26 protein-coding genes and 1 tRNA gene are annotated in these 24,373 nt (G+C 32.4%); 9 read left to right on the top strand and 18 right to left on the bottom strand.

The features are described 5' to 3' along the window. Nucleotides 1–37 precede the first annotated feature (37 nt). Nucleotides 38–877: a formyltetrahydrofolate deformylase gene (locus R1F52_02275; protein ID WOV93473.1), complete on the top strand. Its 840-nt coding sequence runs from the start codon at nucleotides 38–40 to the stop codon at nucleotides 875–877. After that, nucleotides 847–1,566 (top strand): creatininase family protein, encoded by a 720-nt coding sequence (locus R1F52_02270; GenBank protein ID WOV93472.1) that lies wholly within the window; start codon nucleotides 847–849, stop codon nucleotides 1,564–1,566. Before R1F52_02275 ends, R1F52_02270 begins: the two co-directional genes overlap by 31 nt. 350 nt (nucleotides 1,567–1,916) lie before the next feature. Here R1F52_02270 and R1F52_02265 read toward each other — a convergent pair whose 3' ends face one another. The 3 genes from R1F52_02265 to R1F52_02255 are packed head-to-tail and all read right to left on the bottom strand — an operon-like array spanning nucleotide 1,917 to nucleotide 5,032. Next, entirely contained in the window at nucleotides 1,917–2,981 is a 1,065-nt protein-coding gene (locus tag R1F52_02265) for an SGNH/GDSL hydrolase family protein (protein WOV93471.1), read from the bottom strand. Continuing rightward, entirely contained in the window at nucleotides 2,982–4,685 is a 1,704-nt protein-coding gene (locus tag R1F52_02260) for a carbamoyltransferase (GenBank protein ID WOV93470.1), read from the bottom strand. After that, complete coding sequence (locus R1F52_02255; GenBank protein ID WOV93469.1) at nucleotides 4,682–5,032, bottom strand: hypothetical protein; 351 nt, start codon at nucleotides 5,030–5,032, stop codon at nucleotides 4,682–4,684. Before R1F52_02255 ends, R1F52_02260 begins: the two co-directional genes overlap by 4 nt. 480 nt (nucleotides 5,033–5,512) lie before the next feature. On the opposite strand from R1F52_02255, the gene R1F52_02250 reads away from it, so the two are divergent. Genes R1F52_02250 through R1F52_02230 form a run of 5 tightly spaced genes read left to right on the top strand, consistent with a single transcriptional unit; the run spans nucleotide 5,513 to nucleotide 8,221 of the window. Continuing rightward, nucleotides 5,513–5,743 (top strand): LSM domain-containing protein, encoded by a 231-nt coding sequence (locus R1F52_02250; GenBank protein WOV93468.1) that lies wholly within the window; start codon nucleotides 5,513–5,515, stop codon nucleotides 5,741–5,743. Nucleotides 5,744–5,751: 8 nt separating this feature from the next. Further along, nucleotides 5,752–5,919 carry a 50S ribosomal protein L37e gene (locus tag R1F52_02245; protein ID WOV93467.1) on the top strand — a complete coding sequence of 56 codons (168 nt, stop codon included), beginning with the start codon at nucleotides 5,752–5,754 and terminating at the stop codon, nucleotides 5,917–5,919. Beyond that, nucleotides 5,920–6,681 (top strand): hypothetical protein, encoded by a 762-nt coding sequence (locus R1F52_02240; GenBank protein WOV93466.1) that lies wholly within the window; start codon nucleotides 5,920–5,922, stop codon nucleotides 6,679–6,681. It abuts the gene before it with no gap. A gap of 2 nt (nucleotides 6,682–6,683) precedes the next feature. Beyond that, entirely contained in the window at nucleotides 6,684–7,358 is a 675-nt protein-coding gene (gene rpiA, locus R1F52_02235; GenBank protein ID WOV93465.1) for a ribose-5-phosphate isomerase RpiA, read from the top strand. A 26-nt stretch (nucleotides 7,359–7,384) separates the two neighbouring features. Then, complete coding sequence (locus R1F52_02230) at nucleotides 7,385–8,221, top strand: hypothetical protein (GenBank protein ID WOV93464.1); 837 nt, start codon at nucleotides 7,385–7,387, stop codon at nucleotides 8,219–8,221. 4 nt (nucleotides 8,222–8,225) lie between these two features. On the opposite strand, the gene R1F52_02225 is transcribed toward R1F52_02230, so the two are convergent. The 13 genes from R1F52_02225 to R1F52_02165 all read right to left on the bottom strand — a co-directional run bounded on the left by R1F52_02225 (nucleotide 8,226) and on the right by R1F52_02165 (nucleotide 19,830). Beyond that, complete coding sequence (locus tag R1F52_02225) at nucleotides 8,226–8,696, bottom strand: amidohydrolase family protein (protein WOV93463.1); 471 nt, start codon at nucleotides 8,694–8,696, stop codon at nucleotides 8,226–8,228. A gap of 9 nt (nucleotides 8,697–8,705) precedes the next feature. Next, entirely contained in the window at nucleotides 8,706–9,623 is a 918-nt protein-coding gene (locus R1F52_02220) for a dihydroorotase family protein (protein ID WOV93462.1), read from the bottom strand. Continuing rightward, the gene (hisF, locus tag R1F52_02215; GenBank protein ID WOV93461.1) at nucleotides 9,624–10,394 is read right to left on the bottom strand and encodes an imidazole glycerol phosphate synthase subunit HisF; all 771 of its coding nucleotides are present in this window, start codon (nucleotides 10,392–10,394) and stop codon (nucleotides 9,624–9,626) included. Next, nucleotides 10,391–11,095, bottom strand: a complete 705-nt coding sequence (gene hisA / locus R1F52_02210) for a 1-(5-phosphoribosyl)-5-[(5-phosphoribosylamino)methylideneamino]imidazole-4-carboxamide isomerase (protein ID WOV93460.1) — start codon at nucleotides 11,093–11,095, stop codon at nucleotides 10,391–10,393. The genes hisF and hisA overlap by 4 nt, the downstream gene beginning before the upstream one ends. Then, complete coding sequence (gene hisH, locus R1F52_02205) at nucleotides 11,092–11,697, bottom strand: imidazole glycerol phosphate synthase subunit HisH (protein ID WOV93459.1); 606 nt, start codon at nucleotides 11,695–11,697, stop codon at nucleotides 11,092–11,094. Before hisH ends, hisA begins: the two co-directional genes overlap by 4 nt. Further along, nucleotides 11,697–12,284, bottom strand: coding sequence for an imidazoleglycerol-phosphate dehydratase HisB (gene hisB / locus R1F52_02200; protein WOV93458.1), 588 nt, complete (start codon nucleotides 12,282–12,284; stop codon nucleotides 11,697–11,699). Before hisB ends, hisH begins: the two co-directional genes overlap by 1 nt. A gap of 5 nt (nucleotides 12,285–12,289) precedes the next feature. Beyond that, a complete protein-coding gene (locus tag R1F52_02195) occupies nucleotides 12,290–13,249 on the bottom strand; it encodes an HAD family hydrolase (GenBank protein ID WOV93457.1) in 960 nt (319 codons plus the stop codon). After that, nucleotides 13,246–14,310, bottom strand: coding sequence for a histidinol-phosphate transaminase (gene hisC / locus R1F52_02190; protein WOV93456.1), 1,065 nt, complete (start codon nucleotides 14,308–14,310; stop codon nucleotides 13,246–13,248). The genes R1F52_02195 and hisC overlap by 4 nt, the downstream gene beginning before the upstream one ends. Then, nucleotides 14,307–15,557, bottom strand: a complete 1,251-nt coding sequence (gene hisD / locus R1F52_02185; protein ID WOV93455.1) for a histidinol dehydrogenase — start codon at nucleotides 15,555–15,557, stop codon at nucleotides 14,307–14,309. Before hisD ends, hisC begins: the two co-directional genes overlap by 4 nt. After that, a complete protein-coding gene (hisG, locus tag R1F52_02180; GenBank protein WOV93454.1) occupies nucleotides 15,554–16,531 on the bottom strand; it encodes an ATP phosphoribosyltransferase in 978 nt (325 codons plus the stop codon). Before hisG ends, hisD begins: the two co-directional genes overlap by 4 nt. An 84-nt stretch (nucleotides 16,532–16,615) precedes the next feature. After that, nucleotides 16,616–17,893, bottom strand: coding sequence for a hydroxymethylglutaryl-CoA reductase, degradative (locus tag R1F52_02175; GenBank protein ID WOV93453.1), 1,278 nt, complete (start codon nucleotides 17,891–17,893; stop codon nucleotides 16,616–16,618). A gap of 1 nt (nucleotide 17,894) precedes the next feature. Continuing rightward, nucleotides 17,895–18,986, bottom strand: coding sequence for a PQQ-dependent sugar dehydrogenase (locus R1F52_02170; GenBank protein WOV93452.1), 1,092 nt, complete (start codon nucleotides 18,984–18,986; stop codon nucleotides 17,895–17,897). A 112-nt stretch (nucleotides 18,987–19,098) separates the two neighbouring features. Next, a complete protein-coding gene (locus tag R1F52_02165; protein WOV93451.1) occupies nucleotides 19,099–19,830 on the bottom strand; it encodes a class I SAM-dependent methyltransferase in 732 nt (243 codons plus the stop codon). A 1,160-nt stretch (nucleotides 19,831–20,990) separates the two neighbouring features. On the opposite strand from R1F52_02165, the gene R1F52_02160 reads away from it, so the two are divergent. Continuing rightward, nucleotides 20,991–21,094 (top strand) — tRNA-Met (locus R1F52_02160). 8 nt (nucleotides 21,095–21,102) lie between these two features. Here R1F52_02160 and R1F52_02155 read toward each other — a convergent pair. Continuing rightward, nucleotides 21,103–22,434: a tRNA(Ile)(2)-agmatinylcytidine synthase gene (locus tag R1F52_02155; GenBank protein ID WOV93450.1), complete on the bottom strand. Its 1,332-nt coding sequence runs from the start codon at nucleotides 22,432–22,434 to the stop codon at nucleotides 21,103–21,105. Nucleotides 22,435–22,515: 81 nt separating this feature from the next. Here R1F52_02155 and R1F52_02150 point away from each other — a divergent pair, with 81 nt between their 5' ends. Continuing rightward, on the top strand, nucleotides 22,516–23,511 hold the full coding sequence (locus tag R1F52_02150) for a 2-(3-amino-3-carboxypropyl)histidine synthase subunit 1/2 (GenBank protein WOV93449.1): 996 nt from the start codon (nucleotides 22,516–22,518) through the stop codon (nucleotides 23,509–23,511). A 63-nt stretch (nucleotides 23,512–23,574) separates the two neighbouring features. Here R1F52_02150 and R1F52_02145 read toward each other — a convergent pair whose 3' ends face one another. After that, nucleotides 23,575–24,249 carry a DM13 domain-containing protein gene (locus R1F52_02145; protein ID WOV93448.1) on the bottom strand — a complete coding sequence of 225 codons (675 nt, stop codon included), beginning with the start codon at nucleotides 24,247–24,249 and terminating at the stop codon, nucleotides 23,575–23,577. Nucleotides 24,250–24,373 lie beyond the last annotated feature (124 nt).

Here is a 24,373-nt window from a genome sequence, read left to right as displayed (position 1 = left end):
TTAAGCATTAATAGGGTTATGAATAATAAAAAACACCATGAAAAAAATGACGATAGGTATTGTAGTAGTAGGAAAAGATAAAGAAGGATTAGTTGCCTCTTTTACTAATTTCATATTTCAAAATAACGGTAATATTGAAAGTCTGAATCAAAATGTAATTAATTCTCTTTTTGGTATGCATATGGAGACATCTTTTACCAAACTTGATATTAAAAAATTTAATACTGATTTAAAGTCTATTGCAAAAAAATATAATGTAGATGCTTACACACATCATGAAATAGGTTCTAAAAAAAATATTGCGATATTTGTAACTAAAGAATCTCATTGTTTGAGTATAATATTGAATTCACGTAAATCACTTCGAGGTATCATCAAAGTTATTGTTGGAACAGATCCAACACTAAAGTCAATGGCTAATAAAGCTAAAATTCCATTTGTACTAGTTGAAGACAAAAATCAAGAAAAAGCAGAATCTAAACTTATTACTATATGTAAAAAATATAATATTGATCTTATCGTACTTGCACGTTATATGCGAATACTAAGCTCAAATTTTGTATGGCGATATCCCAATAGAATAATTAACATACATCCTTCTCTATTACCGGCGTTCTCTGGAGCCTTTGCATATGCTCAAGCTTATGAGAGGGGGGCAAAAATTATTGGTGTTACATCTCATTATGTCACTGAAAATTTAAATCAAGGTCCTATAATAGCACAGGAATCTTTCAAGGTGGATCCTAAACATTCTCTCACCATTCTAAAAAATAAAGGTCAAAAATTAGAGGCGAAGACTCTATTGCATGCCGTGAAACTGCATCTGAATAATAAATTAGATGTACGTTGGCGAAAAGTACACCTGAAAATAAAGTGAGCATTGTGGATATTTTAGATCAATTCGATCCCTTGCTACGTAAAAATCTAAAAAATAATAAACATACTGCATTGATACCCATAGGTTCTATTGAACAACACGGATCACATCTACCTGTATCTACAGATTTAGATATTGTAAATGCAATTGCAAAAAGACTTGCTACAAAAATGAAATTTATACTTTTACCAAGTGTGTCATATGGTATATCTTTTGAGCATAAACCATTTTTTAATCTCAGTATTCGAAATTCTACCATGCAATCTTTATTATTGGATATTTGTAATTCGCTTTTGGAAAATAATATAAAAAAAATCATAATACTTAATGGACATCATGGAAATCAAGATGCTTTAAAAAAACTGGAGAGAAAAATAAATAAAAAACATGTATCTATTTTTTCATATTGGCATTTTATGAATGATACATTTGATCATGCAGGGCTGATTGAGACATCCCTCATGCTTGCAATATCAAAGAATGTAAAAATGAATTTGGCAAAACCTGGTCTGCTTTTAGATGGTATGACAAAAAAAGAAATTCTACAATTATCTAAAAAAGCGGAATTATCCTTTCCTAGCGTGACCCCAAATGGAGTTTGGGGAGATCCTACAAAGGCTACGGCAACTAGGGGGAAACAATTGTTGGCAGAAATTGTAAATAATCTTGCAAAAGAATGTAAGATGTAACTATAAATAATTACCGAAAATTTATTTTTATTGATTGTGTTTTAAACTGTTGAGATTATATTAGTTTGTTGATACTTGGATTTTATTTACATCTTAATATTATGTAGTTCTCAGTTTAATATTCTAGTCCAATTTATTTTATAAAAAATTTATTCATTCTGTCATTTTTAGCTTTATTCAATTAGTAAGTATACTTAAAATTCTTTAATAGTGTCATTAAATTCTCCAAGCGTGTTTCTGAGTTATAAGTTGAGATTTTTTTATTAGCGTTATCGATCCTTTTTGTTATGTCGTACTCCATCTTAGAAGTCATATCTTTTCTAGGTGAATAACAATTTTAACATATTAATTCAGGACAACATATCTGCTGTTACTACTGGATAAATTATTTTAAAAATTTGGTCTGCTATTATTTCATTTCCAAAATCAATTGTATGTCCATCATCATAATAAATTGTTACCCCATCCATACCTGCAAATGCGTTTCTTAAATCATATATCTTATCACACGGATAATATTTTGATGAATTTAGATTTAATGCCAACATAGAATCTCTTAGATCTGTATTTATTGATTCAAATTGTGAGATAGTACGGTTACTAGTTCCAATTATTGGCTGTAAAATATTGATTGTTTGGAAATTATTTTGTGTACCTATCTTACATACTTCGGACCAATTTTCGTATAGTCCGTTCTGTGTTTCTTGAAGATTAATTTTTACTTGTGTATTTGTTATATACAATTCCCTTATGTAACTACCAATTCCTACACCAGTTCTGTAATCTAATTTTGCCATTAATGCGACAATGCCGGTATTGGGTTTATTATTACCAAATAAAAGTACACGTTCATCATATGTCAAATTATTCTGAACTAGTAAATCATTCCATCCATCATACATGATTATTATATTTGGGGAATATTTTAGAATATAATTTTCTAAATAATATCGTTCATCATAAGAAGTTGCACCAGAAATACCCGCATTGATCACTATGATATCTACTCCTGTATCATCAAATTTTTTTTCAAGTAAACTAGGAATTGTGAAATTATCTCCTGATGCACCAGAACCGAATGCTGTAGATCCGCCCAAAAAGAACACCTTGTAATCATCATCGTTAAAATTAAATTCTGCTCCTCTATATCCTTCTGAATTTATGTTAACATAACTACCTTGCAAAGGTATGAGACGTCGTATATTGTCTGAATAATCAAACTTAAATGTATAATTTTGACAAAGTTCTTCTAGCTCAGAACGTGTATAATTTTTGAATAATTCATGGTTCGTAAAGTTACAATCATACGCATACGTATCCATATAACGTATCACGCCCTCTACAATCACTAAAACAATAAGTATTAGAAAAATAAAAAATAATGTCTGTTTTTTATATGAAATTTGTACTGACAATTATTTCGTCACCAAATTATTTCCTAAAACTAGATAATCCATATCTGTCTTTACAATCATCTGGTATGCTTGTTGTGGAGTATTAACTATGGGTTCTCCCATTACATTCATAGACGTGTTTATAATTACTGGTACATTAGTAATCTTATAAAACTCATTAATTAGATCATAATATAATGGGTTTGTGAATTTAGATACAGTTTGTAACCTTCCTGTGCCATCAACATGAGTTACAGCAGGAATATCATCTGGTTTTTTTACAGGCGCCACCATCAACATATATGGACTAGGTCGATCTATGTCAAAATAACTCGAAACATATTCTTCTAGAATTGATGGCGCAAAGGGCCTAAAAGATTCTCTATGCTTTATCTTTTCATTTAAAATATCTTTCATATCTGCACGTCTAGGATCTGCTAGTATACTACGATTTCCAAGTGCTCTTGGTCCCCACTCCATCTTTCCATTATACCATCCTACAATATTTCCATCTGCAATTAGATTTGCAGTTTTTATGAGTAATTCCTGCCTATCAAATGTCTCATATATTATATTTTCCAAATCTAAAAACTGTCTTATTTTTTGATTATCAAAAGATGGACCAACATATACATTTTCTTGGATTTGTTTATGGATTTCGTCTACAACTCTGAAATTTTTTTTATTAGTATAGTACAAATACTGTGCACAACCTACTGCACTACCAGCATCACCTGGAGATGGTGGGATATGAACATTATCAAATTCGGATTCATACAATACTTTATAATTCGCAACTCCATTAAGAGCTACTCCACCACCCAGACATAGATTCGGTAACTTTGTCTTTTGGTAAACATGATTCGCCATCTTTAATATGATGTCTTCTAGTACTTTTTGTGCACTAGCACCTATATCCAAATGAATCTGTTGTACTATTTCATTTTTTTTACGTGGTAAAATTTCAAATAGCTTTGCAAATGAATCGTTGGTCATAATCTTATCATATGTAAATGCAAAATAGTTCATATTCAGATGTATGCTTCCATCATCTTTCACATCTACAAGGTTATTCAAAATCTGATCATAGTATTTTGGTTTACCATATGACGCCAAACCCATAAGCTTGTATTCTCCTTCATTTACTTGAAATCCTAGAAAATATGTGAATGCTGAGTAAAATAATCCCAATGAATGGGGCCATCTGAGATCATTTGTAAGAGTTATTGTATTATTATGTGCACTACCCAATGAAGTTGTACTCCATTCCCCAACACCATCTATCGTAAGAATAGCTGCTTCAGTAAATGGAGATGTAAAAAATGTATGTGCTGCATGTGACATATGATGTTCTATAAATGCAATATTTCCTTTAAATTCTGGTAATGTTTTTTTAATTTCATACTTTATCCATAATCTTTTGTGAAGCCATTTAGGAATTGTGTCTAAAAAACTGTATAATCCTCTAGGAGCAACTGCAATATAATTATCTAATAATCGTTCAAATTTTAAAATAGGTTTATCATAAAATGCAATAGAATTTATGTGATTTGATGTAATTCCTGATTCATCTAGACACCATTGAATGGCTAATTTTGGAAAATCATCATCAAATTTTTTACGTGAAAATCGTTCTTCTTCTACTGCCGCTATTACATGCCCATCTTTGAGTAGTGCAGCGACTGAATTATGGTAATAACAAGATATACCAAGGATATATGTCAATACTGTTTCTCTATAGTTTTCTGCTTATCCATATTTAACCAATATGAATTTTGTTGTTTTTTCAATCGTAATAAATCAATTCTTAAAATCTTAAAAAATATTCCATAAATAGAAATTAATCCTATAAATAACATTCCGAGAAATATTTTTGTGTTGATATCTGCAAATATATTTAATCCTCTTGAGATTTTTGGTGCGAATATCTGAGTTAGTATCATAGCACTAACTATAAAAACAATAAATATTTCAATTGTGAAATATCCTATAGATTGTGTTAATACGAAAAACCAAAATGATGATCCTATTGTTACGGCAAGCGCCTTGAATCTTTTAGATGAGGTTTGCATATTATATCGGATAAATAAATGCGGCTAAACCAGATTGTGCCAGTGCGGTAACTCCTATTAGTATAATGAGACAAATAATTATTGGAAACATATAAAATTTTCTTCTATATATAAATAATTCAAAAATTTCTTTAATTGTTGAAAGTTTTGTAAACTGTGTTTTCCATGATGATTTTTTCTGCATATTTTTTAAAACTATGCACTATATTTAATATGTGTCATTTTGAAAACATGGAATCTTCTCTTAAAGCAATCTGAAGAATTGCTAGACGAATATAAATAAAGTCTTGAAACTATTATCGTACGTGGTGATAACGTCATTATGATATCTCCACCACCTGTGTAGGTGTTTGTATGGTAAAAGGCGCAAGGGTAGATATCCTACAAAAGAGTGTAAATTTGTTTTCGTTGATTGACATTTTCATCATATCAATGATATTTTAATATAGAAGGTTTTGAATCCATGAGTAAGTGAGATAGATGTCTGTAGATATGGCTGTAAAAATACTTGATGAGAGTATAAACAAAATTGTACTGATAAAGCTAAAGGGTAACAAGGTTATTCGTGGAAACTTGCAAGGATTCAATCAACACATGAATCTTCTCTTAGAGCAATCCGAGGAATTACTAAATGATGATAAAACAAATAGTCTTGGAACCATTATTGTACGTGGTGATAACGTCATTATGATATCCCCACCCCCTGCGTAGGTGTTTGTATGGTAAAAGGTACAACCTCTATGGGCGGTTTTACAAAAAAACATGTTCATATAAGATGTAGACGTTGCGGTAAAAATTCTTTTCATTTACGTCATGGTAGATGCGCAAGTTGTGGATTTCCAGATTCAAAGATTAGAAAATATTCTTGGATCAAATGGTATACTTAGATGCAAGAAATTGCTATAGTACTAGGTGTCCTTGGTGGTATCTTATCTGCACTATTTCTAAAACAATTTACTACATATAAAATAGAAAATAATTCTAAAATGATTTCCTTTGATTGTGAAATTCATTCAGTAGAAATTGAAAGAAATATTCTGACCAAAGCCATAAAACGTATACAAGATGATACTCAATTTGAACCTGATTTACGTGAAAAGCTATTATTCAAATATGAACTCGAGCTTGGTGTAGTACAAAACAAAATCGAAACTCTAAAGTCATCAAGTAGAAATACTAGTGATAAAGTTCCTGATAGTGAAATAATTACAATTTTAGAAGATAAACTCTCTAGTATAAACAAAAAATTACATGAATTATCAACAAAGATTGAACCACCCACTGATGATATCAGTATTAATCTTGATGATGAAAAAACAACACCCACTATATCCACACCTCAATCAAAATCTATGATATCAACTCCATCTGAGATTCTGTCACATGCTCCTCTGATATCTTCACCAATAGCTGCTCCAATGCAACATGATACAAATAACTCTGAAACTTTAGATGCTAAACCGCTTTACGAGAATATTGATCCACCAACATTGCCTACAAATTTTGGGGCGCTACCTAGTGAATCGACTTTGGTTGATACTGATTCTACAACATCTGCTATTGATACAAATGATAATCTTGATCTGAATGAAATCAAAAATCAAATTCTACAAACAATATCTAAATTAGAAAAATCAGAGGTGGACTAGAATTGTATGATGATGCAATCTGTGCTATGGCAAAAGATGCATTAAAGTTTGTCAAAGATGGACAAACACTTGGTCTTGGCAGTGGACGCGCGGCTACAGCATTTGTAAAGGCACTCTCCAAACACATCAAAAAGCAAAATATCCGTATTGTAGGTATTCCAACATCATTACAAATTCGTATGGTTGCAGAGGATGGTAATATTCCATTGATTGATGCATCTCAAACTGAGAGAATAGATTTTGTCTTTGATGGAGCAGATCAAATTGATTCTAAAAAAACTTTGATCAAAGGAGGAGGTGGTGCACTATTATATGAAAATGTGTTAATCAGTATGGCTAAAAAAGTTGTAATTATGGCAGATGCATCTAAATTTGTAACACATCTGAATATCCCGGTTCCAGTAGAGGTGTACCCTTCTGCACGAAATAGTGTTACTCTCTTTGTAAAGCGTCTTGGTGGTAATCCTAGTATTCGTTTGCTTGAGCGTGGTTATCCATTCATAACAGAAAATGGTAATATTATACTTGATTGCAACTTTAAAACCATTAAACAACCATCACTTCTTGCTAGAAAAATTATTCGCCCAGCTGGTGTAATGGAAGTTGGCATCTTTGAGAGAAAACCTGATATCATATACAAGGCAAATAAACATGGTAAATTTTCTATAATTAGTTAACTTGTGAAATATTAACATATGTTAAAATGAACAACTATACAAGTGACTTAGTAAATGGTTTATCTAAATTAAAAACAGAATTCTCCAAACGATTTCAAAATACAAGCCATCTACCTGAACCTTTACCACTTGGTAAATCCTCTCTCCTGCCATTTGATACATTACACCTTGACATTTTGCATAAATTTGCACACAGTAATCCAATTTATCATAATTCGTTTGAATCATCAATTTCTGATATTTCATGTATGATCTATGAAGGGGATATCAATCATTATTGGTTAGACAGCATAAAACATGATACTAGCTATGCTCCATTTTATCCCACATGGATGTTATCTGCATTGATTTTAGCGCTAGAGTGTAAAAAGATGGGATCCAAACAAGTGATTGATGTTGGCTCTGGTGATGGAAGAATTGCTTACTGTTCTCAAGCAATAGGTATGAAATCTTTTGGGCTTGAAATTGATGAAAGTTTGATCTTATTACAAAATTCTCTAGCTGAAGATACTGATATATCGTTTACCTCTATTCAGGCAGATGCAACTACATTTGATTACTCTAAACTTGAATTGTCAAAACCAGTATTTTTTCTATCTGGATTACCCGAAGTAGGTGAGATGTTAGCAAATAGTGTTATAGGTACAATACTAGAAGATCCAAATTTAAAAAAATCATGTACATTTGTACACACTGGAACATTCGCAATAAAGCAATACTCTGAAGACGATTCCAAATGGGGATGGGGGAAAGTTTTAGATAAATTCAATCTAGATGTAAAACAAACTATTGTATTGCCAACTCATTGGACCCTTGATCAAGAAAAAGATACACCATTTATTTTCTCAAGTCCAAATGTGTAATAATTTACAAATCTATGTGTTTTCGTGGCACAAATTGTCCAGTACCTTTCTCACCCACAACTTCAAAATTCTCACTNACTATACCTCCTCGTAAAATGGTCATTACAGGCCATCCGACAATTTCCATTCCCTCATAAACTGAGTAATCTGAATATGCTCCAAACATATCTTTGTGTATTTTTTTAGTCATTTTCATATCCACTAAAACAAAATCAGCATCAAATCCTTCTTGAATGATTCCCTTGTTTGGATACATTCCAAATATTTTCGCAGCATTTGTACTTGTTATATTGACTAATTGTTCAATTGTAATTCTGTTCTGATTCACTCCTCTACCTAAGAGTATTGGCAGAGCTGTACCTATTCCTGGAAATCCTGCAAGTGCACTCCATATGTCTTTACCATCAAGTTTTAGTTTTAACTGATTTGCTACATAATCTGTTCCAATTGTATCTATTATTCCTGTAGATAACAATCTCCAAACTTAATCTCTGTCCTCACTACTTCTTATAGGTGGCATAACTTTGGGCAGATACCCTGCTTGTTCCTCATGAACTAGAGTCAAATAGTGAGGACATGTCTCAACATGAATAATTGTGCCACTTTGCCTTTCTATTTTGATCTGCTTTAAAGCTGCAGAAGAACCAATATGTACAAAATACAATACACAACCAAACTCTCGTGCTATTCTTGATACCATTTCAATTGCTTTAACTTCATACTTGGGTGCTCTACTATCTGACCATGCTCTCAGACCGTCCAAATTTTTCTCCCTCGATGTTTTTATACCACACGCACACGACTCATAATCTTCTGCATGAATTAATACTGGACAATTTAATGATGCGGCCATTTTGATTGTACCTCTGATAATTTCCTCTCCTACCTCTACATTCGTTTCATGTAATGTAGATTCATTGGGTTGCAGATCCATATACACATGACCTACTTCTCCTCCTAGATTCATGTATAATTTGAAAGATGTTATGCCTTGTTTTACACAATAATTCATCTCTTCAATCTGTGTTTCATTAAAGATTGATGCATGTATTGCATAATCTACATAATGTGATTTTGCACTTGTGTCTAGATGAGCTTGTAATAATTCTTTGAATGATCCTTCTAATCTTAACATTCTCATCATAGTTGTAACCCCTCCAATTGCTGCTGCATGTGATTCAGATGTTGCCGCTACATCTATGGGTGAATAGACTCCATAGTGTACATGTGTATCAATCATTCCTGGAATTACAACTTTACCTGTTCCGTCTATTTTTTTATTACACTGAGGAGTATCTGAGGAAATTTGTACAATTTTACCATCATTAATTACAATATTTTTCTCTAAAACGCCTAATGGTGTAACTATACGTGCATTACTAATTATTATATTATGTGTCATTTACATCCGCACTGAAATATTATTTTCCTCTAGTTTTTTCTTTACGTTTGGTATAGCAAATGAGTCATAATGGAATATGGATGCTGCAAGAGCAGCGTCTGCACTAGTTTTCATAAACAAGTCTACAATATCATCAGGTTTACCACAACCCCCTGATGCAATCACAGGAATATTTACCGCATCTACAATTTTCTTTGTCAATTCTATGTCATATCCCTTTTTTGTACCATCCATATCTATACTAGTAAGTAATATTTCTCCTGCACCATACTCTTGTACATCTTTGGCCCATTGTATAGCATCAACACCTGTCTCTTTTTTGCCTCCATAGATGTAAACTTGGTACCATGATTTATTATCGGTAATAATTTTTTTTGCATCGATTGCAACTACAACACATTGTCGTCCAAAGAGATTCATCAATTCTGTTATAATTTTATGATTTTTGATGGCCCCAGTATTGATACCAACCTTGTCTGCACCAGCTAGTAATATGTCACGAGCATGCTGTAATGTGTTAACACCGCCACCTACTGTAAATGGTATGTCAATTACTTGTGCAATATCTGATACTAGATTAATTGTTGTGGCACGTTTCTCTTCTGAAGCTGTAATGTCTAAGAAAACGAGTTCATCTGCACCATTATCACTATATTTTTTTGCCAATTCTACAGGATTACCTGCATCTTTGATATCTTCAAAGTTTATTCCCTTTACAACTCGGCCATTTGATATGTCAAGGCAAGGTATTATTCTCTTAGTTAATGTCATATTTGTTTGGCCTCACTGACTGTGAATTTTTTTTCATATATTGCCTTTCCAAGTATTATTGCATCTGCTCCTGTATCTTTTACATTTTTAACGTCTTGTAGTGATGACACCCCGCCACTAGCAATTATGTTTGCTATTTTATTGGAGCATAATTCCTTCAAGACATTTACATCAGGTCCTTGCATTGTACCGTCAAGTTCTACATTTGTTAGTAAAAATTCTGTAAATCCCAAAGTAATGAAATTATTTATGGCGGATTCTATAGTGATATCGCTGTCTTTCTGCCATCCATGAGTCACAATTTTTTCTTGTACGTAATCAGCAGATATTACAATTTTTTCATTTTGATATATCTCCAACAACTCTACAACACTTTTTTGATCCATAAATGCAAGTGTTCCAATTACACAACGTGATGCAAATTCTAAAACATCTGTGATCATTTTTCTATTCCGTAACCCACCTGCTACTTGTATCGGTGTATCTATTTCATGACATATTTTTTTAATTATATCGTAATTGTTTCTTAATCCTAGTGTTGCATCTAGATCAACAATATGTATGGAATCTGCACCCTGTGACTCCCATTCTTTGGCAACTTCCATTGGATTGCTACTGTATATGGTTTTTTTTGTAGCATCCCCTTTGAATAATCTTACAACTTGTCCATTCATCAAATCTATTGCTGGAATGATTTTCATTGTTTACATACCTTGATAAAATTCTCAATCATCTGCATACCATTTTTGCTAGACTTTTCTGGATGAAATTGTGTACCAAAAAAATTGTCCTTTTCAACCACCGCTGGAATTTCATTATTATAATTAGCAACTGCCATGATCTGACTAGAATCATCTGCATGCGCTGTATATGAATGAGTAAAGTAGACATACGAATTATTCTCCACTCCTTCAAGTAATCGCCCAGATTTTTTTATTATTAGATTATTCCATCCCATGTGTGGAATTTTACCCTCTTTTGGTAATAGTATCACTTTACCATTCATTACTCCTAGACCCATTTGACTACCTTCTTGACTGCTCTCAAAAAATATCTCCATTCCAAGACAGATTCCCAGTATTGGAATTTTTCCATGTGTGATGAGTTCTAGAGAATTACTAGAACACTTGTTGATGTTTATCATCGCCGGATCAAAACTCCCAACTCCAGGTAGTAATAATCCTGAGTGATTATTAATTTCGTCTAGACTAGTTATTACATCTATGATAATGCCACACCTCTCAAATGAAGTTTTTAAACTAAAGATATTGCCTGACCCATAGTCTAATATGGCTAACTTCATTACATTGCGCCCTTGGTACTGGGAATTCCTTTCTGTTTACTATCTTTTGATGTTGCAAATCTTAATGCAACTGCGATTGATTTGATTACAGCTTCAATCTTGTGATGGTCATTCGTTCCATATTGCAACGTAACGTGAATACACGCATTGATATTTTGCAATAGTGAATATACAAAATGCTCAAGATTTTCTCTTGATATCCCTTCTATATCTGCACGTTTTAATTTGATATCAATGACACTGTATGATCTTTTAACTAGATCAATTGTAGCTTCTGCAAGTGATTCATCCATGGGAATTGACGCGTGACCGAATCTAATAATTCCTGAACGTGTTCCTAATGCTTTGTCTATTGCCATACCGATTCCTATGCCAACATCTTCAATTAGATGATGATTTATACCATCCCTTGATTTTGCATCTACCGTCAAATTCATCATTGCGTGCTTTCCTAGTGATGTAATCATGTGATCAAGAAAACTAACTCCAGTATTCACTTTGGTCTGACCTGAACCGTCTAAATTCACTTCTACCTTTACAATAGTCTCCTTTGTCTTTCGTTCAATCTTTCCAATACGTCTTGCCATCAACATTACTTGGGTTGGGCAGAATTTAATATCTTTGGAAGTAGATTTATTGAATCTAGTATTATCGTAGCTCCACTCTTCTTGAATAATTCTAGTCTTTCCTCCCTTTGCTCTTGATGTGTATTTCCTATTATTCCACAAAATGTAGTCTTGAATCCTCTACTAGTTGCGTCTTTGGACATTATCAACTCCTCCATAGAGTCACCAACAAATACACAATGACTTGACTGCATTTTAGTTATTGCCCGTATTAGTGATTCAGGATTTGGTTTTGCAAGATTACGCGATTCGTCCTCTAGAAATATAGATGCGTCTAGATTAATTTTATCCATAAATTCATCCAAGGAATATCGAACAGAATTTAATCCACGTCCTGTAACCATTACAATTTTTTCATTAAATATTTTTTGTAAAAATGTAACTGTATCCTTATTTAGAATAATTTCATCTTTTTTAATTAAACCCTCATCTGTGAATCGTGATTCTTTGTTAAAAAATTTCTTGTATAATATTTTTCCATAAAATAATTCGTCAAATATTGATTTGATAATATTATTTTTATCATTAAAATAATTAATCTCTTTTTTTAATATTTCTGTTTCTGGGTATTTTTCCAATATGTAAGATTCTGCTGATATTATTCCGGTACGATTTGAATTTTTAATTACTTGCCAGATGAAATTTTCATTTCCTTTATACAGTGATAAAATTATAGCATATGCCAAATCAATTTCATCATTAAATCCACCTGTTGCTTTGAATCCTGCTATGACTTTTGGTGTTATACTGGGAATCTGTGTCTCTGTATATTTTTTTAAAATAAATGATACTGTTTGATTAATTGTGGCATCATATGATTCTCTGATATCTACCAATACTCCATCACAGTCTAATGCTATAGCATCAAAGTCTAATTTTATAGTGTCATCTAGGTATATTCCATCTGATATCTGTTGCAGAGTCATTCTAAAAGATTACGTATTGCTAACAAAAACTTGGAGTTCATCTCTTTTGTGCCTATAGTTACTCGTAGACAATTAGCAAGACTGTCTAAATCAAATTTACGAACAGATATTCCTTGCTCCATAAGAGCATCATAGATTCTTTTAGCCGAATCGCCTGCATCAAATAACACGAAATTGGCTTGTGAATTATACACCTTGAAGAAATCATATTGTTTTAAATTTTGAATTACTCGTTCTCTTTCTTGTTGTATTATATTTATAGATGCATTTACGACATCTGTTTTTTTTAGTGCATGTATGCCTGCTTTGATACTAATTGTACTTAGTGGGTATGGGTACTGTATAACTCTTGTAAATGTATCTGTAAATGTTTTGTTTGCTATTAGATATCCTAGTCTTAGACCAGCAAGTCCAAAAGCTTTCGAGAATGTTTTAACCACAATGAGATTTTTATGCTCATTTACCAAATCTATGATTGAATATTTACTAAATTCACTATATGCCTCGTCAATTATTATTAGACCTGAAAATTGTTTAATTAATTTTTCCAATTCATCACGTTCAAATTGAAATCCTGTTGGATTATTTGGTGTGTCAAGATAAAGAATTTTTGCTTTACTAGCTTGTGCAATAAACTGTTTTATTTCTAATACCATGTTATCATTAAAATCTATTGGTATAGTTGGTATAGAATATAATTTACATCTATCTTCAAAGAAAGTAAATGTTGGTCTTGATAGTAATACTGGTGTATCCTTTGATGCAAAATTTGTCAAGATTAAATCTAGTATCTGATCCGAACCATTCCCAAGCCCAATCATAGATTCATCTATGTTTAGATATTCTGCTATTGCCTGTGTCAATTGTTGAGCATCATTCAATGGGTATTGTCGTATATCCGATCCCTTTTTTGCAGCAGATATTATTTCATTTTGGAATTCATAGTTTATTACAAAATTCTCATTCGAATCCATCTTTGTCGAATCTGTATGAATTGATGGTTTCTGATATCCACTTAAAGACGCATATTTTTTTAGCTTTTCTTCAAACCAATCTGTCATAGACGTAATCTCACAGCCTCTAAATGATTTGGAAGTCCCTCTTTTGTTGTTAATACCTTGATATCTTTATAGATATTTTTTAGTACAGGTCTTGTTGATTTTACTACAGTGTGTAATTTTAAAAAATCCAATACTGATAAGGAACCACGTGTCTTGCCAAATTGATTCGTCGGTAAAATATGATTTGAACCAAGCAAATAATCACTTGCAGATGATGGGGTATCTCTTCCAACTAGGACTAATCCTGGTGTAACTATGAGTTTTACAAATCTATCTGGTGATTTTGTCAATATTTCAAGGTGTTCTGGAGCCAATTCATTTGCTAGATTGATCATCTCTTTATCATTTTTACAACATATAATGAATCCATTATTCTTCAAACTAGCCTGTACTATATCACTGCGTAGTGTTTTAATATTCTTTATTATGCTCTGAACTTTTTTTGCCAACTTTTCTGATGTTGTTAATAGAAAACAACATGTATCTTTACTATGCTCAGCTTGAGATATTAGATTTACAGCTACTAATTTTGGATCCGATGTTGAATCAGCAATTATTCCTAATTCAGTTGGTCCTGCATACATATCAATAGACGTAATACTACTAGATTCAATCTTTGCCATACTGACATATTTTCCTCCAGGTCCTATGATTTTGTCTACCTTGGGTATTGATTTTGTGCCTATAGACATTGCAGCTATTGCCTGTGCTCCTCCAACTTTGTATATCTCATCTACCTTGCAAATATCTGCAGCAACCAGTACTAGTGGATTTATTCGACCTGTCTTATCTGTAGGAGTGGATACTATGATTCGTTTTACCCCTGCTACTTTTGCAGGTACTACTCCCATTATTAGCGAACTAGGATACAGTGCAAGACCTCCTGGTACATAACAACCCACACTGGATATGGGTTTGAATGATCTCTTGATTCTCACACCTTTGTTTGAAATTTCTATATTATTCAGAGCACGCATTGTTTGTCTTTCAGTATTCTCCAAAGTTTTTTTAGCATGTCTTACAGCTCTTAATTGATTTGAAGATATATTTTCATAAGCTGATTTAATCTCTCTTGAAGTAATTTTGAAAGATTTAGTGTTTACATTTGAGAATTTTTTTTCATACTTTCTTACAGCGACATCTCCACGTTTTTGTATATCATTAATAATGGATATTATGTTTTTTCTTGAATTAGTATCAATTGTCTTTTGTAATGGAATATTTTTTGCAGAAATAATTCTAATCAATTTTTCTTCGTCCCATGCACTCTGTCTAGTTCAAGAATCTGTTTAGGCTCTTGAATTACCAACCCTTGTGCAAGTTTACGTAATTTTGGAACCATCTTGTAAAATTCAAATCTAGGCACAATCGTGTTTATCCCATACCACCCTTTCTGACTCAGGGGACTAATAGTTGGTCTCTTTAATGATGGCAATTGCGTTAAAACCTTTTTAAGATTTTTCTCCTGCACATTTAGGTATATGTGATAGTGTTTTCTTCCTAGAATTGCACCCTTTAACAGTGTGGTGACATCTTGAATTTTTTCATTTTTTCTTTTATCGCGAATAGAATTTTTATTTACAATTAGCTGTGCCGATGACTCTAATATTTTTTCAGAAATCTGTAATTTGTTTTGTCTTAGTGTAGTTCCTGTTTCTGTCACATCAATTATTGCATCAACATCAGTTGGTGGCTTGGCTTCAGTTGCACCAAATGATAAATGAATTTGCACATTTTTGTTCTTTCCTAATCTTACCCACGGTGTTATGATTGTAGGATTTTTAGAACCATAAAGTTTTTTGTATGATTTTAATGATTTTATAAATTTTGAAGATGTGGTAAGATATTCTGATGATATTCGTAAGATTTTTTTCTTTTTTGCATATTGTAAAATCATTGCATCTAAATTTTTAAATCTAAAACTATCTGGAAATGCAACGACCAGATTTATTTTTCCATATTCTAAATCTAACAATGAAGTGACATTAGCCTTTGCCTCATCAATCCAATCATTCCCTGTTATTCCTATATCATACAAACCCTCTGCAACTAAAGTTGGAATTTCCTGAGGGCGAAGCATCTTGACAACAATTTCAGGATCGTCTAAAAATACATTGTATGTTCTATCTTTTCGTACTACACGCGTCCATGATTCCTCTAAGAGTTTGAATGTGGCCTTTTCTAGACTTCCCTTTGGAATAGCAAATTTTATCGTGACCATTTTCATACTTTCTACATTAATCATATAATTTAATCATTATACATAATCGTAGATTAACTACTGAATAATTCATCTAATATATGATCAATTCTTGTTTGAATCCAATTTGGCATAAATTTCCTTGGCTCTTCTTATCGATATATTATTCTCTTTGACCATTTGCTCTACTATACCATCAATCTCTTCAGATTTGGCGCCTACAGAACATGCGATATTTCTTGCATGTAATCTCATATGACCTTTCTGTATCCCATCTGTCACTAGTGCACGCATTGCTGAAAAATTTTGAACCAATCCCACTGCGACCATAACACAGGCAAGCTCTTTTCCTGATTCAACTCCTAAAATATTCATACATATGCGTGCTATAGGATGTACTTTTGTTATTCCTCCAATGATTCCTACTGATAATGGAATTACTAACTTGCCAACTAAATTACCATCTTTATCTTTTGACCACTCTGTCAAAGATGTGTATTTGCCATTTTTAGATGCATATGCATTTGCCGCTGCCTCTATTGCTCTATTGTCTTGACCAACTGCATTTGCAACTGCAATTAACCCATTCATTATTCCTTTGTTGTGTGTAACTGCTCTATATGGATCATATTTTGCAAACTTGGCTGCCAAAATCATATCATTTACAACATCTTCCCCGACGGCATTTTTATCGAATACTGCTGTAGCATGAGCCATTCTGTTGGTAGAATAATTGGAAAGAATTCGTAGTAAAACTCTACCACCTGTTAACTTTTCTATCATTGGAGCGATGACTTCACACATGGTATTAGTAACGTTGGCACCCATTGCATCTGCCACATCTACCATTATCTCTACAATTAACATGGGATCTGTATCTGTAGATAATACTCTGCACTGTATACTCTTAGCCCCTTTGTTCATACTAGAGAGCGTGGTACTCTTTGAATTCGCAAGTTGTAAAATTTCACTATTTGACTCTGTAATTTCTTGAATCGCTTTATCAATCTCTTTTGAATCTAAATCTACCACTTGAATTTGACCTATGCTATACGCAGAGTCTACGCTAGCAGTTATTCCTCCCTTTATTCTAGAGATTTTTGCTCCACTAGATGCGGCAGCTACAACTGAAGGTTCCTCTATGACCATGGGAATTAGATAGTCTTTATCATTTATTTTGAAATTCGTTGCAATACCTAATGGTAAAGCAAATGTACCTATTACATTTTCAACCATTTTATCTGCATTATCAAATGTAATTCCACCAGTATTTTCATTTAATATTTCAATTTCATCATCAGAAAGTTTTGAAAAATTTTGAATTATTTCTAGTCGCTCATCATAATCTTTTTCAAAGAATTTAGATATACGTGAATCACTCATATCATTTCATTATCCGTATTAGCATATCATCCGAATTCGAAGGAAATCCTTTCCCATCGGTATTTGATGTAATGACATATAGATATCCATTTGGTCCAACTGCAACATCTCTGATTCTACCTACTCCGCTTAGTATGCTTTTTGGTACCACAACATCTTGACTCATATCTAACTTGTAAAGATTTGTAGAACGTAATGATGCCATGATCAACATACCGTCTAGTTCTAATTTATCATCATTGTAAAACGTTATTCCCCCTGGTTCAATTCCAGGATCAAAACATATGCGTGCTTTTACATATAATTCTGTACCATCACATTCTGTTTCTGGCCAACCATAATTCTTGCCTGAATTAATTATATTAATTTCGTCATTTTTCTCTGGTCCAAGATCTGCTATGAATAAAACTCCAGATGAATTCCATGTAATACCTTGAGGATTTCTGTGTCCTAGTGAGAATACTGGTGAATTAGGAAACGGATTATCATCTGGTATTGTACCATCATGATTTATTCGAAGTATTTTCCCCTCCAATGATGATACATCTTGTGCATTATGTGAAGAATCTGATGTGATTCCAGTAGATATGTATAATTTATCATCTGGTCCAAACTCTAAATCTCCACCGTTGTTGAATCTAGAGCCAGGTATACCATCTAGAATTGTAACTACATCAAGTACTGTATTGTTTGATATTTGTAATCTTGATACCTTATTCCAAAAGACCTCTCCATCATAATATGTATAGTATACATAAATTAAATTATTTTCCATAAAATTTGGATGTGTTGTTATTCCTAACAATCCACCATTAAATACATCTGCAACACGAAATGTTGCTAATGGTTTTTCTAGTAATGTATCATTTTGAATTATTCTTATTTTACCATCTTTCTCAGTTACAAAAATCTGTTCATTCCCAAACGCAATTGATCTAGGTTGATTTAAATTTGTAGCTAATATTTGGATTGCACTATCATTTGTGTTTATTAATGGTTCTGGTAAAGGTAAGGGATTTGTGGGTGATGATAAGATTACAATTGATGCAATGATTGCACCTATGATTCCTACTATCTGAATTTTTTTAATCACATAATTATCTAAACATAATGTTATTTATGTGCAATTTGTTTATATTTTTGTAACATATTAAAGATTTGAAATACTAATACTCTATTGATGAATTTTATCAAATTATTATTATTTATTTTTTTAGGATTACTGTAAATTCAAATGGATCGCTTTTACGTCCCTCTTTGAACGTATCATAATACAAGACTTCATCACCATGCTCATCTAGAAACTCTTGTAAATATTTTCCGTCATTCCAGTCAGGTCTATCGAGCACAAAAACACCTCCATTTTTTATACTATTCCAAGAAGCATGTCCTTCGTGCTTTTGTACTTCATATGTGTGCCCTTGCAATGCCATAAATACCTCTACACTTCCTGTCTGTTTCAATACTTGTGGTAGTATCCTTTGTGCATCGCCTTTTATTTTAGTCCATCTCGATTTCAATATATTGAGTGATACCAACGGTCCTATCCGTGCCATAGTTTTACCATTAAATCCCCAAAATTCTTTAATATCAATAGACCATAGATGACCCTGTTTGTTTTTCTCCAATGCGGATAAAATCATATATGTAAATCCTCCTTTCTCAATTCCTGTCTCAATTATTTTGTCTGGTTTACTTATTCTGCATATAAGATATATCATGGCATGGCATGGAAGATATAAATCAAGATGTTTGTCATATTGTTCCTGCTCTTCTGACATCTTTGATATTAACGGTCTTGATTGTTTGATAATATCCTCCATGGACATTTTTCCTTCACTATGTTCCAAAGAAGATAGAAATTCATCCACCTTCATCTTAGCATCATCTAGTAATCTTGTGTATTGTGTTAGAAAGTCACGCGCATCATCTGTCATAAGTGATTCTTTACTGTATTTTAATAAAATATGTCTCCAACCGTTTTTTAAAATACCCAATAATAATTTGTATTACACAGCATATATCTATTTTTGCATTATCACATTGTTCAAAATTTATCTGTTTTAACAGTGTTCAATTAAAACAATAGAATTTGACTTATAATAACTGTTATTTGTATAATCTGAATTGAACCGCATTATGCAGACATGGAAGTTTTGAATAGCATATTGTTTTGTGGAGGGAAGACGAATTAGACAAATTATCAAACCGTATAATTGTACGAATACAGTCCCAATACTCAAAAGTGCAGACCATAAAACAAAACCAATATCCCAACAAAATGTCAAAACAATATTAGATAAATGTACGAAATATAGTTTTGGCGCAAATGTAATTGTAGCAAGATTACAATTAAAGAGAAAGTCAATAAGTATAGAATTATACGCAAAGTCATAAATGAATCAACCATTACAAAATCTTCTAAAAGAAAGTCTAGTCAACGCAAATGGGTACGATACGAACGTCTCTACTCTAATGTATCGTGGCACACTAATTGGCATATTTTGTCAATTCCATGTCTAAACAGATTTATTTTTATAGCATATTTGTATGATGCATCTATATGTATTACTGGTTTTGATGTCTTCAAAGAAGTAACTTCGATTAATACTATAATTACATTGAATGTTGCAGTTTAAAGATTTGGAATTTCTGCATAAATTATAACTGCTTATGATACACAATTTACAGTAGCACATAAAAGAAAAGATCCTAAAAAATCAAAGCTCATTAAATTTCAAACAAAGTTAAACAACTTGAAATTAATCATTTGATATGTCGTGTCAAACATCTTTAAACAAATGGTAAGATTAAAAAATTCTCTGTCTCAGTTAACTTAGAGATATGGAATTACAAAACCATGGAAGAATATATTAAATATTATAATAAAGATTGATTGCAAAATTCTTTAGATGTGGAGTCTAGTGAGACTCCTAGAATTGTATTTGAGAAATAATATACAAGTAGTGTGGTTAGAAAAAATTCTGAATGGATCAAGGATGATTTCTACGACCAACTAGGAGTAAAATGATTTTAGTCATTCACAACAGTATATTATTTGATAAAGTGTATATACTAATTTGTTGGTCTTTAATTCAGCGGGGTGGGGAAGTCAGACTATATGGACTAAGTCATCCCGGCGGGCTCATAATCCTCCAATGAGAAACCCGCAGATCAGTAGTCCAAATCTACTCCCCGCTATTTTGTTTTTATTGAAATTTTCTAAACCACGGTATCGTATTGATTGCAATCTCTGTGTTATTAGTAATTCCTAGGCGCTCTTGAGGACGTGTGAGATGTCGTTGTGCAGACAGAATTGGTAAGTATAATTTGGATTCAACAGTTCGTAAAATTTTATGATTAATTTTATGAATGGTGTTTGATCTTTTACCACATTTTGAGCATTCAAAATACTGTCCTCTGCCCTTTGATTTCATACTCTTATTACATGTATAACAAAATGGATTTTTCATAGTTGTTTTATTTTGTAGATGTAATATATCAATAAATTCTACATTCAATACATTTGAATATCTTTTTGTTGCTCTGCGAATTCCTCCACCAAGAGATACTCTGTCCCCCTTGATCAATTTCAGCACTACTCTCTGCACCATACCTGTCTCTTTATACACAGCACAATCCACATCCCCTTTTGTAGTCTTTACAGTAAAGAATGCGTGACCTCCATTGTATTGAATTGGATCTGACGTAATCTCGCCACTAATTACTCCAGAGGTAAATGGTTTAATCATATCTGGCTCAATCTCATTCCTCAGATGATCACCGGTTCCCTGATTCGATTTGAAGATCATATAACCGTCTAGATCTTCTTTTACCTTGATTAATTGGGATGCGTCTAGTAAGCTACTTGTATCCTCACCACGAATTCCATAAAATACAGGGTCTGGACCATGTGGTGAAATCATAATTTTATCTGCTTGTAAATCAAAACTATTGTACGTGTTTGGAATGAATCGTTGGATATTTTTTACATCATCTTTTGATATATATCGGGTTGTGCCAAATTTTGATTTTTTTCGATAAGCAAGCATCTCAAATGTATAATCATTAAATTCATACCCCACAGCCCCTAACGAACCAATCAAGCCCTGACCATTCCCAATGTGAAATGTGTCAATATTGGATTCTGAGACGATTCTTTTTGCTTGTCTTCTTGGTATTAATTGGTATAAAGATAATCTACTAAATTTTTTAATCTTCTCTGTTATTATTCCAGTATGAAAAATAATTGCTGGATTTGCACCATGCTCTACATCTGAGAATTTTTCAATCAACGAGATACAAGTCTTCTTTACCCAATCTAAATCTCTAGTTTCTATCTTCAATCCTACTGCTCCATTACCCCTAGTCTTCCATGGTATATTGGGATTAAAACGTAGTAAATTTGGCAACTCTATAATTTTTGTATTTTTATTTTTTTCAAGCTTGTCTACCATCTTAAATGCTAGATATGTCGTACACATTCCTACTGTAGAATCTGTATCATCAAATCCAATATTAACTGTAATTCCATCTTTCAATTTTGAATAATCACCTATCTTAATTTTTAAGATTACTCTAATTAAAATCAGCTTTAAATTCAAAATTACTATGGATATACCATGATAATCATAGATGAAAATAAGATGTATGAAAAAATAACTCAACTCAAACCAATGTCTGTAGCATTGAATGGTCCGGACGGAATTCTACCTCAGGTGCAGCAAGCATCCATGAATATAATGAAAAAATTCAATATTCCTGCATATGTATTGGCAGATACTACTTGGGGTTCTTGTGATTTGAATACCAAAGGTGCAGAAACTTTGAGTGCTGATATTCTATTCAATATTGGTCATACAATAAGCATGGAGAGTCTTGGGAAAAATATATTTATGATAAATGCGTATGACGATATATCCTTTGATACTGTAGCTGTAAAATGTGCAAAACAATTACCCAATTCAACTATATCATTAATAACCGACAGTCAACATTTGACTGAAATAGATAAAGTAAAAAACATACTTGAACAATATGGATTAACTGTACTGATTGGTAAAGGAAAAGGTGAACTAAATGACGGTCAAGTATTTGGTTGTGAATTTTATCCTGCCACGGCTAATAAAACAAAATGTGATGCAAATGTATTTTTAGGACAGAGTAATTTTCATGCAGCCGGTCTTGCACTATCTACAGGACTACCTACATATGTTTTAAATCCATACTTTAACGAGGTTCGAGAAGTTACAGAGTTTGCACAAAAATTAAANGAAAAAGTTACGCTTTCAATATACAAGGCTGCCGACTGTGATGTCTTTGGAGTCATATTGGGACTGCGAGATGGTCAATTATCAAAGACAACTGCATTGAAATTTAAGATAGAACTGGAAAAAGCAGGAAAAACTGCCTATCTATTTGCCTTGACTGATATCACTAATGATAAATTGAATAATTTGAGTGGAATTGAGGCATTCATTCAAGTGGCATGCCCACGAATATCCATCGACAATCAATTCAACAAACCTGTTCTATCCACTCCTCAGGGTAACGCAATGCTCAAAGTATTGAATAATGAGGACATTGGTGAATACCTCCAAATTCCACATTGGTTATGACTACAAATTATCTAATTAATTGTCAATGGTCAATTCTGCATGTCCAAATAATACTCTGAATGGTTAACACCATACAAGTACATTATCATATTTTTCTAAATCTATATCTCCAGAAATTTCATAGTTTTGATTTCCTTGTGTGGCTCTTAATGATCCAAGATCTATATAGTCATTATCTGATCTATCTGTGGATAAATAAACATGTAAAGCCGGTCCATTTGCAGATTTAAAATTTTCAAATCGAACAATCTTACTACCATCATCTAATTTCAGTACCTTGACATCTCCTTTTACATCATGTATACCATCTCCTACACCAACAAACGTGCCCTTGTATGATTTGATCATCTCTTCAGTCATGGTGTCATCTAGTAATTCCTCTGTGACCATTTCACCATATTTTTCTTCAACCTGTTTTATTAGATCATCTTTTACAATTCCTGCATTCTTAATCATATCATCCATCTCTACTAATAGTGAATTTAACACCGCACGTTTATCATCAGTTTTTTCTAATTCCTTATCTATCTGCTCGAACAGAGTATCTAATTTTTTCTTCATCTCATCAGTTTTATCAGAAATTAATGTGGTATCTTGAACCTTCTCTATACTAGATAAAACATTATCTGGCAATGGTTCATCAATACTTGTCTCTATAAATAATGGACTTAATGTATATACTCCAATTGGAATTGCTACCAATACTATTAAAATTCCAATCAAACGAGTTGTTCTCATAGTTGAAAATAGCCACATTTAGTTATAATATGTTGTGCCGTCATTATTACTAGTCATGGTAATATTCAGGTTTTCATCTTTATTTATATATGAATTATGACTAGATTATATTTTATAAATATAA

The sequence above is a fragment of the Nitrosopumilaceae archaeon AB1(1) genome (assembly GCA_033471095.1).
Lineage (GTDB): Archaea > Thermoproteota > Nitrososphaeria > Nitrososphaerales > Nitrosopumilaceae > Nitrosoabyssus > Nitrosoabyssus spongiisocia.
This window is presented reverse-complemented; position numbering and strand designations above follow the sequence as displayed.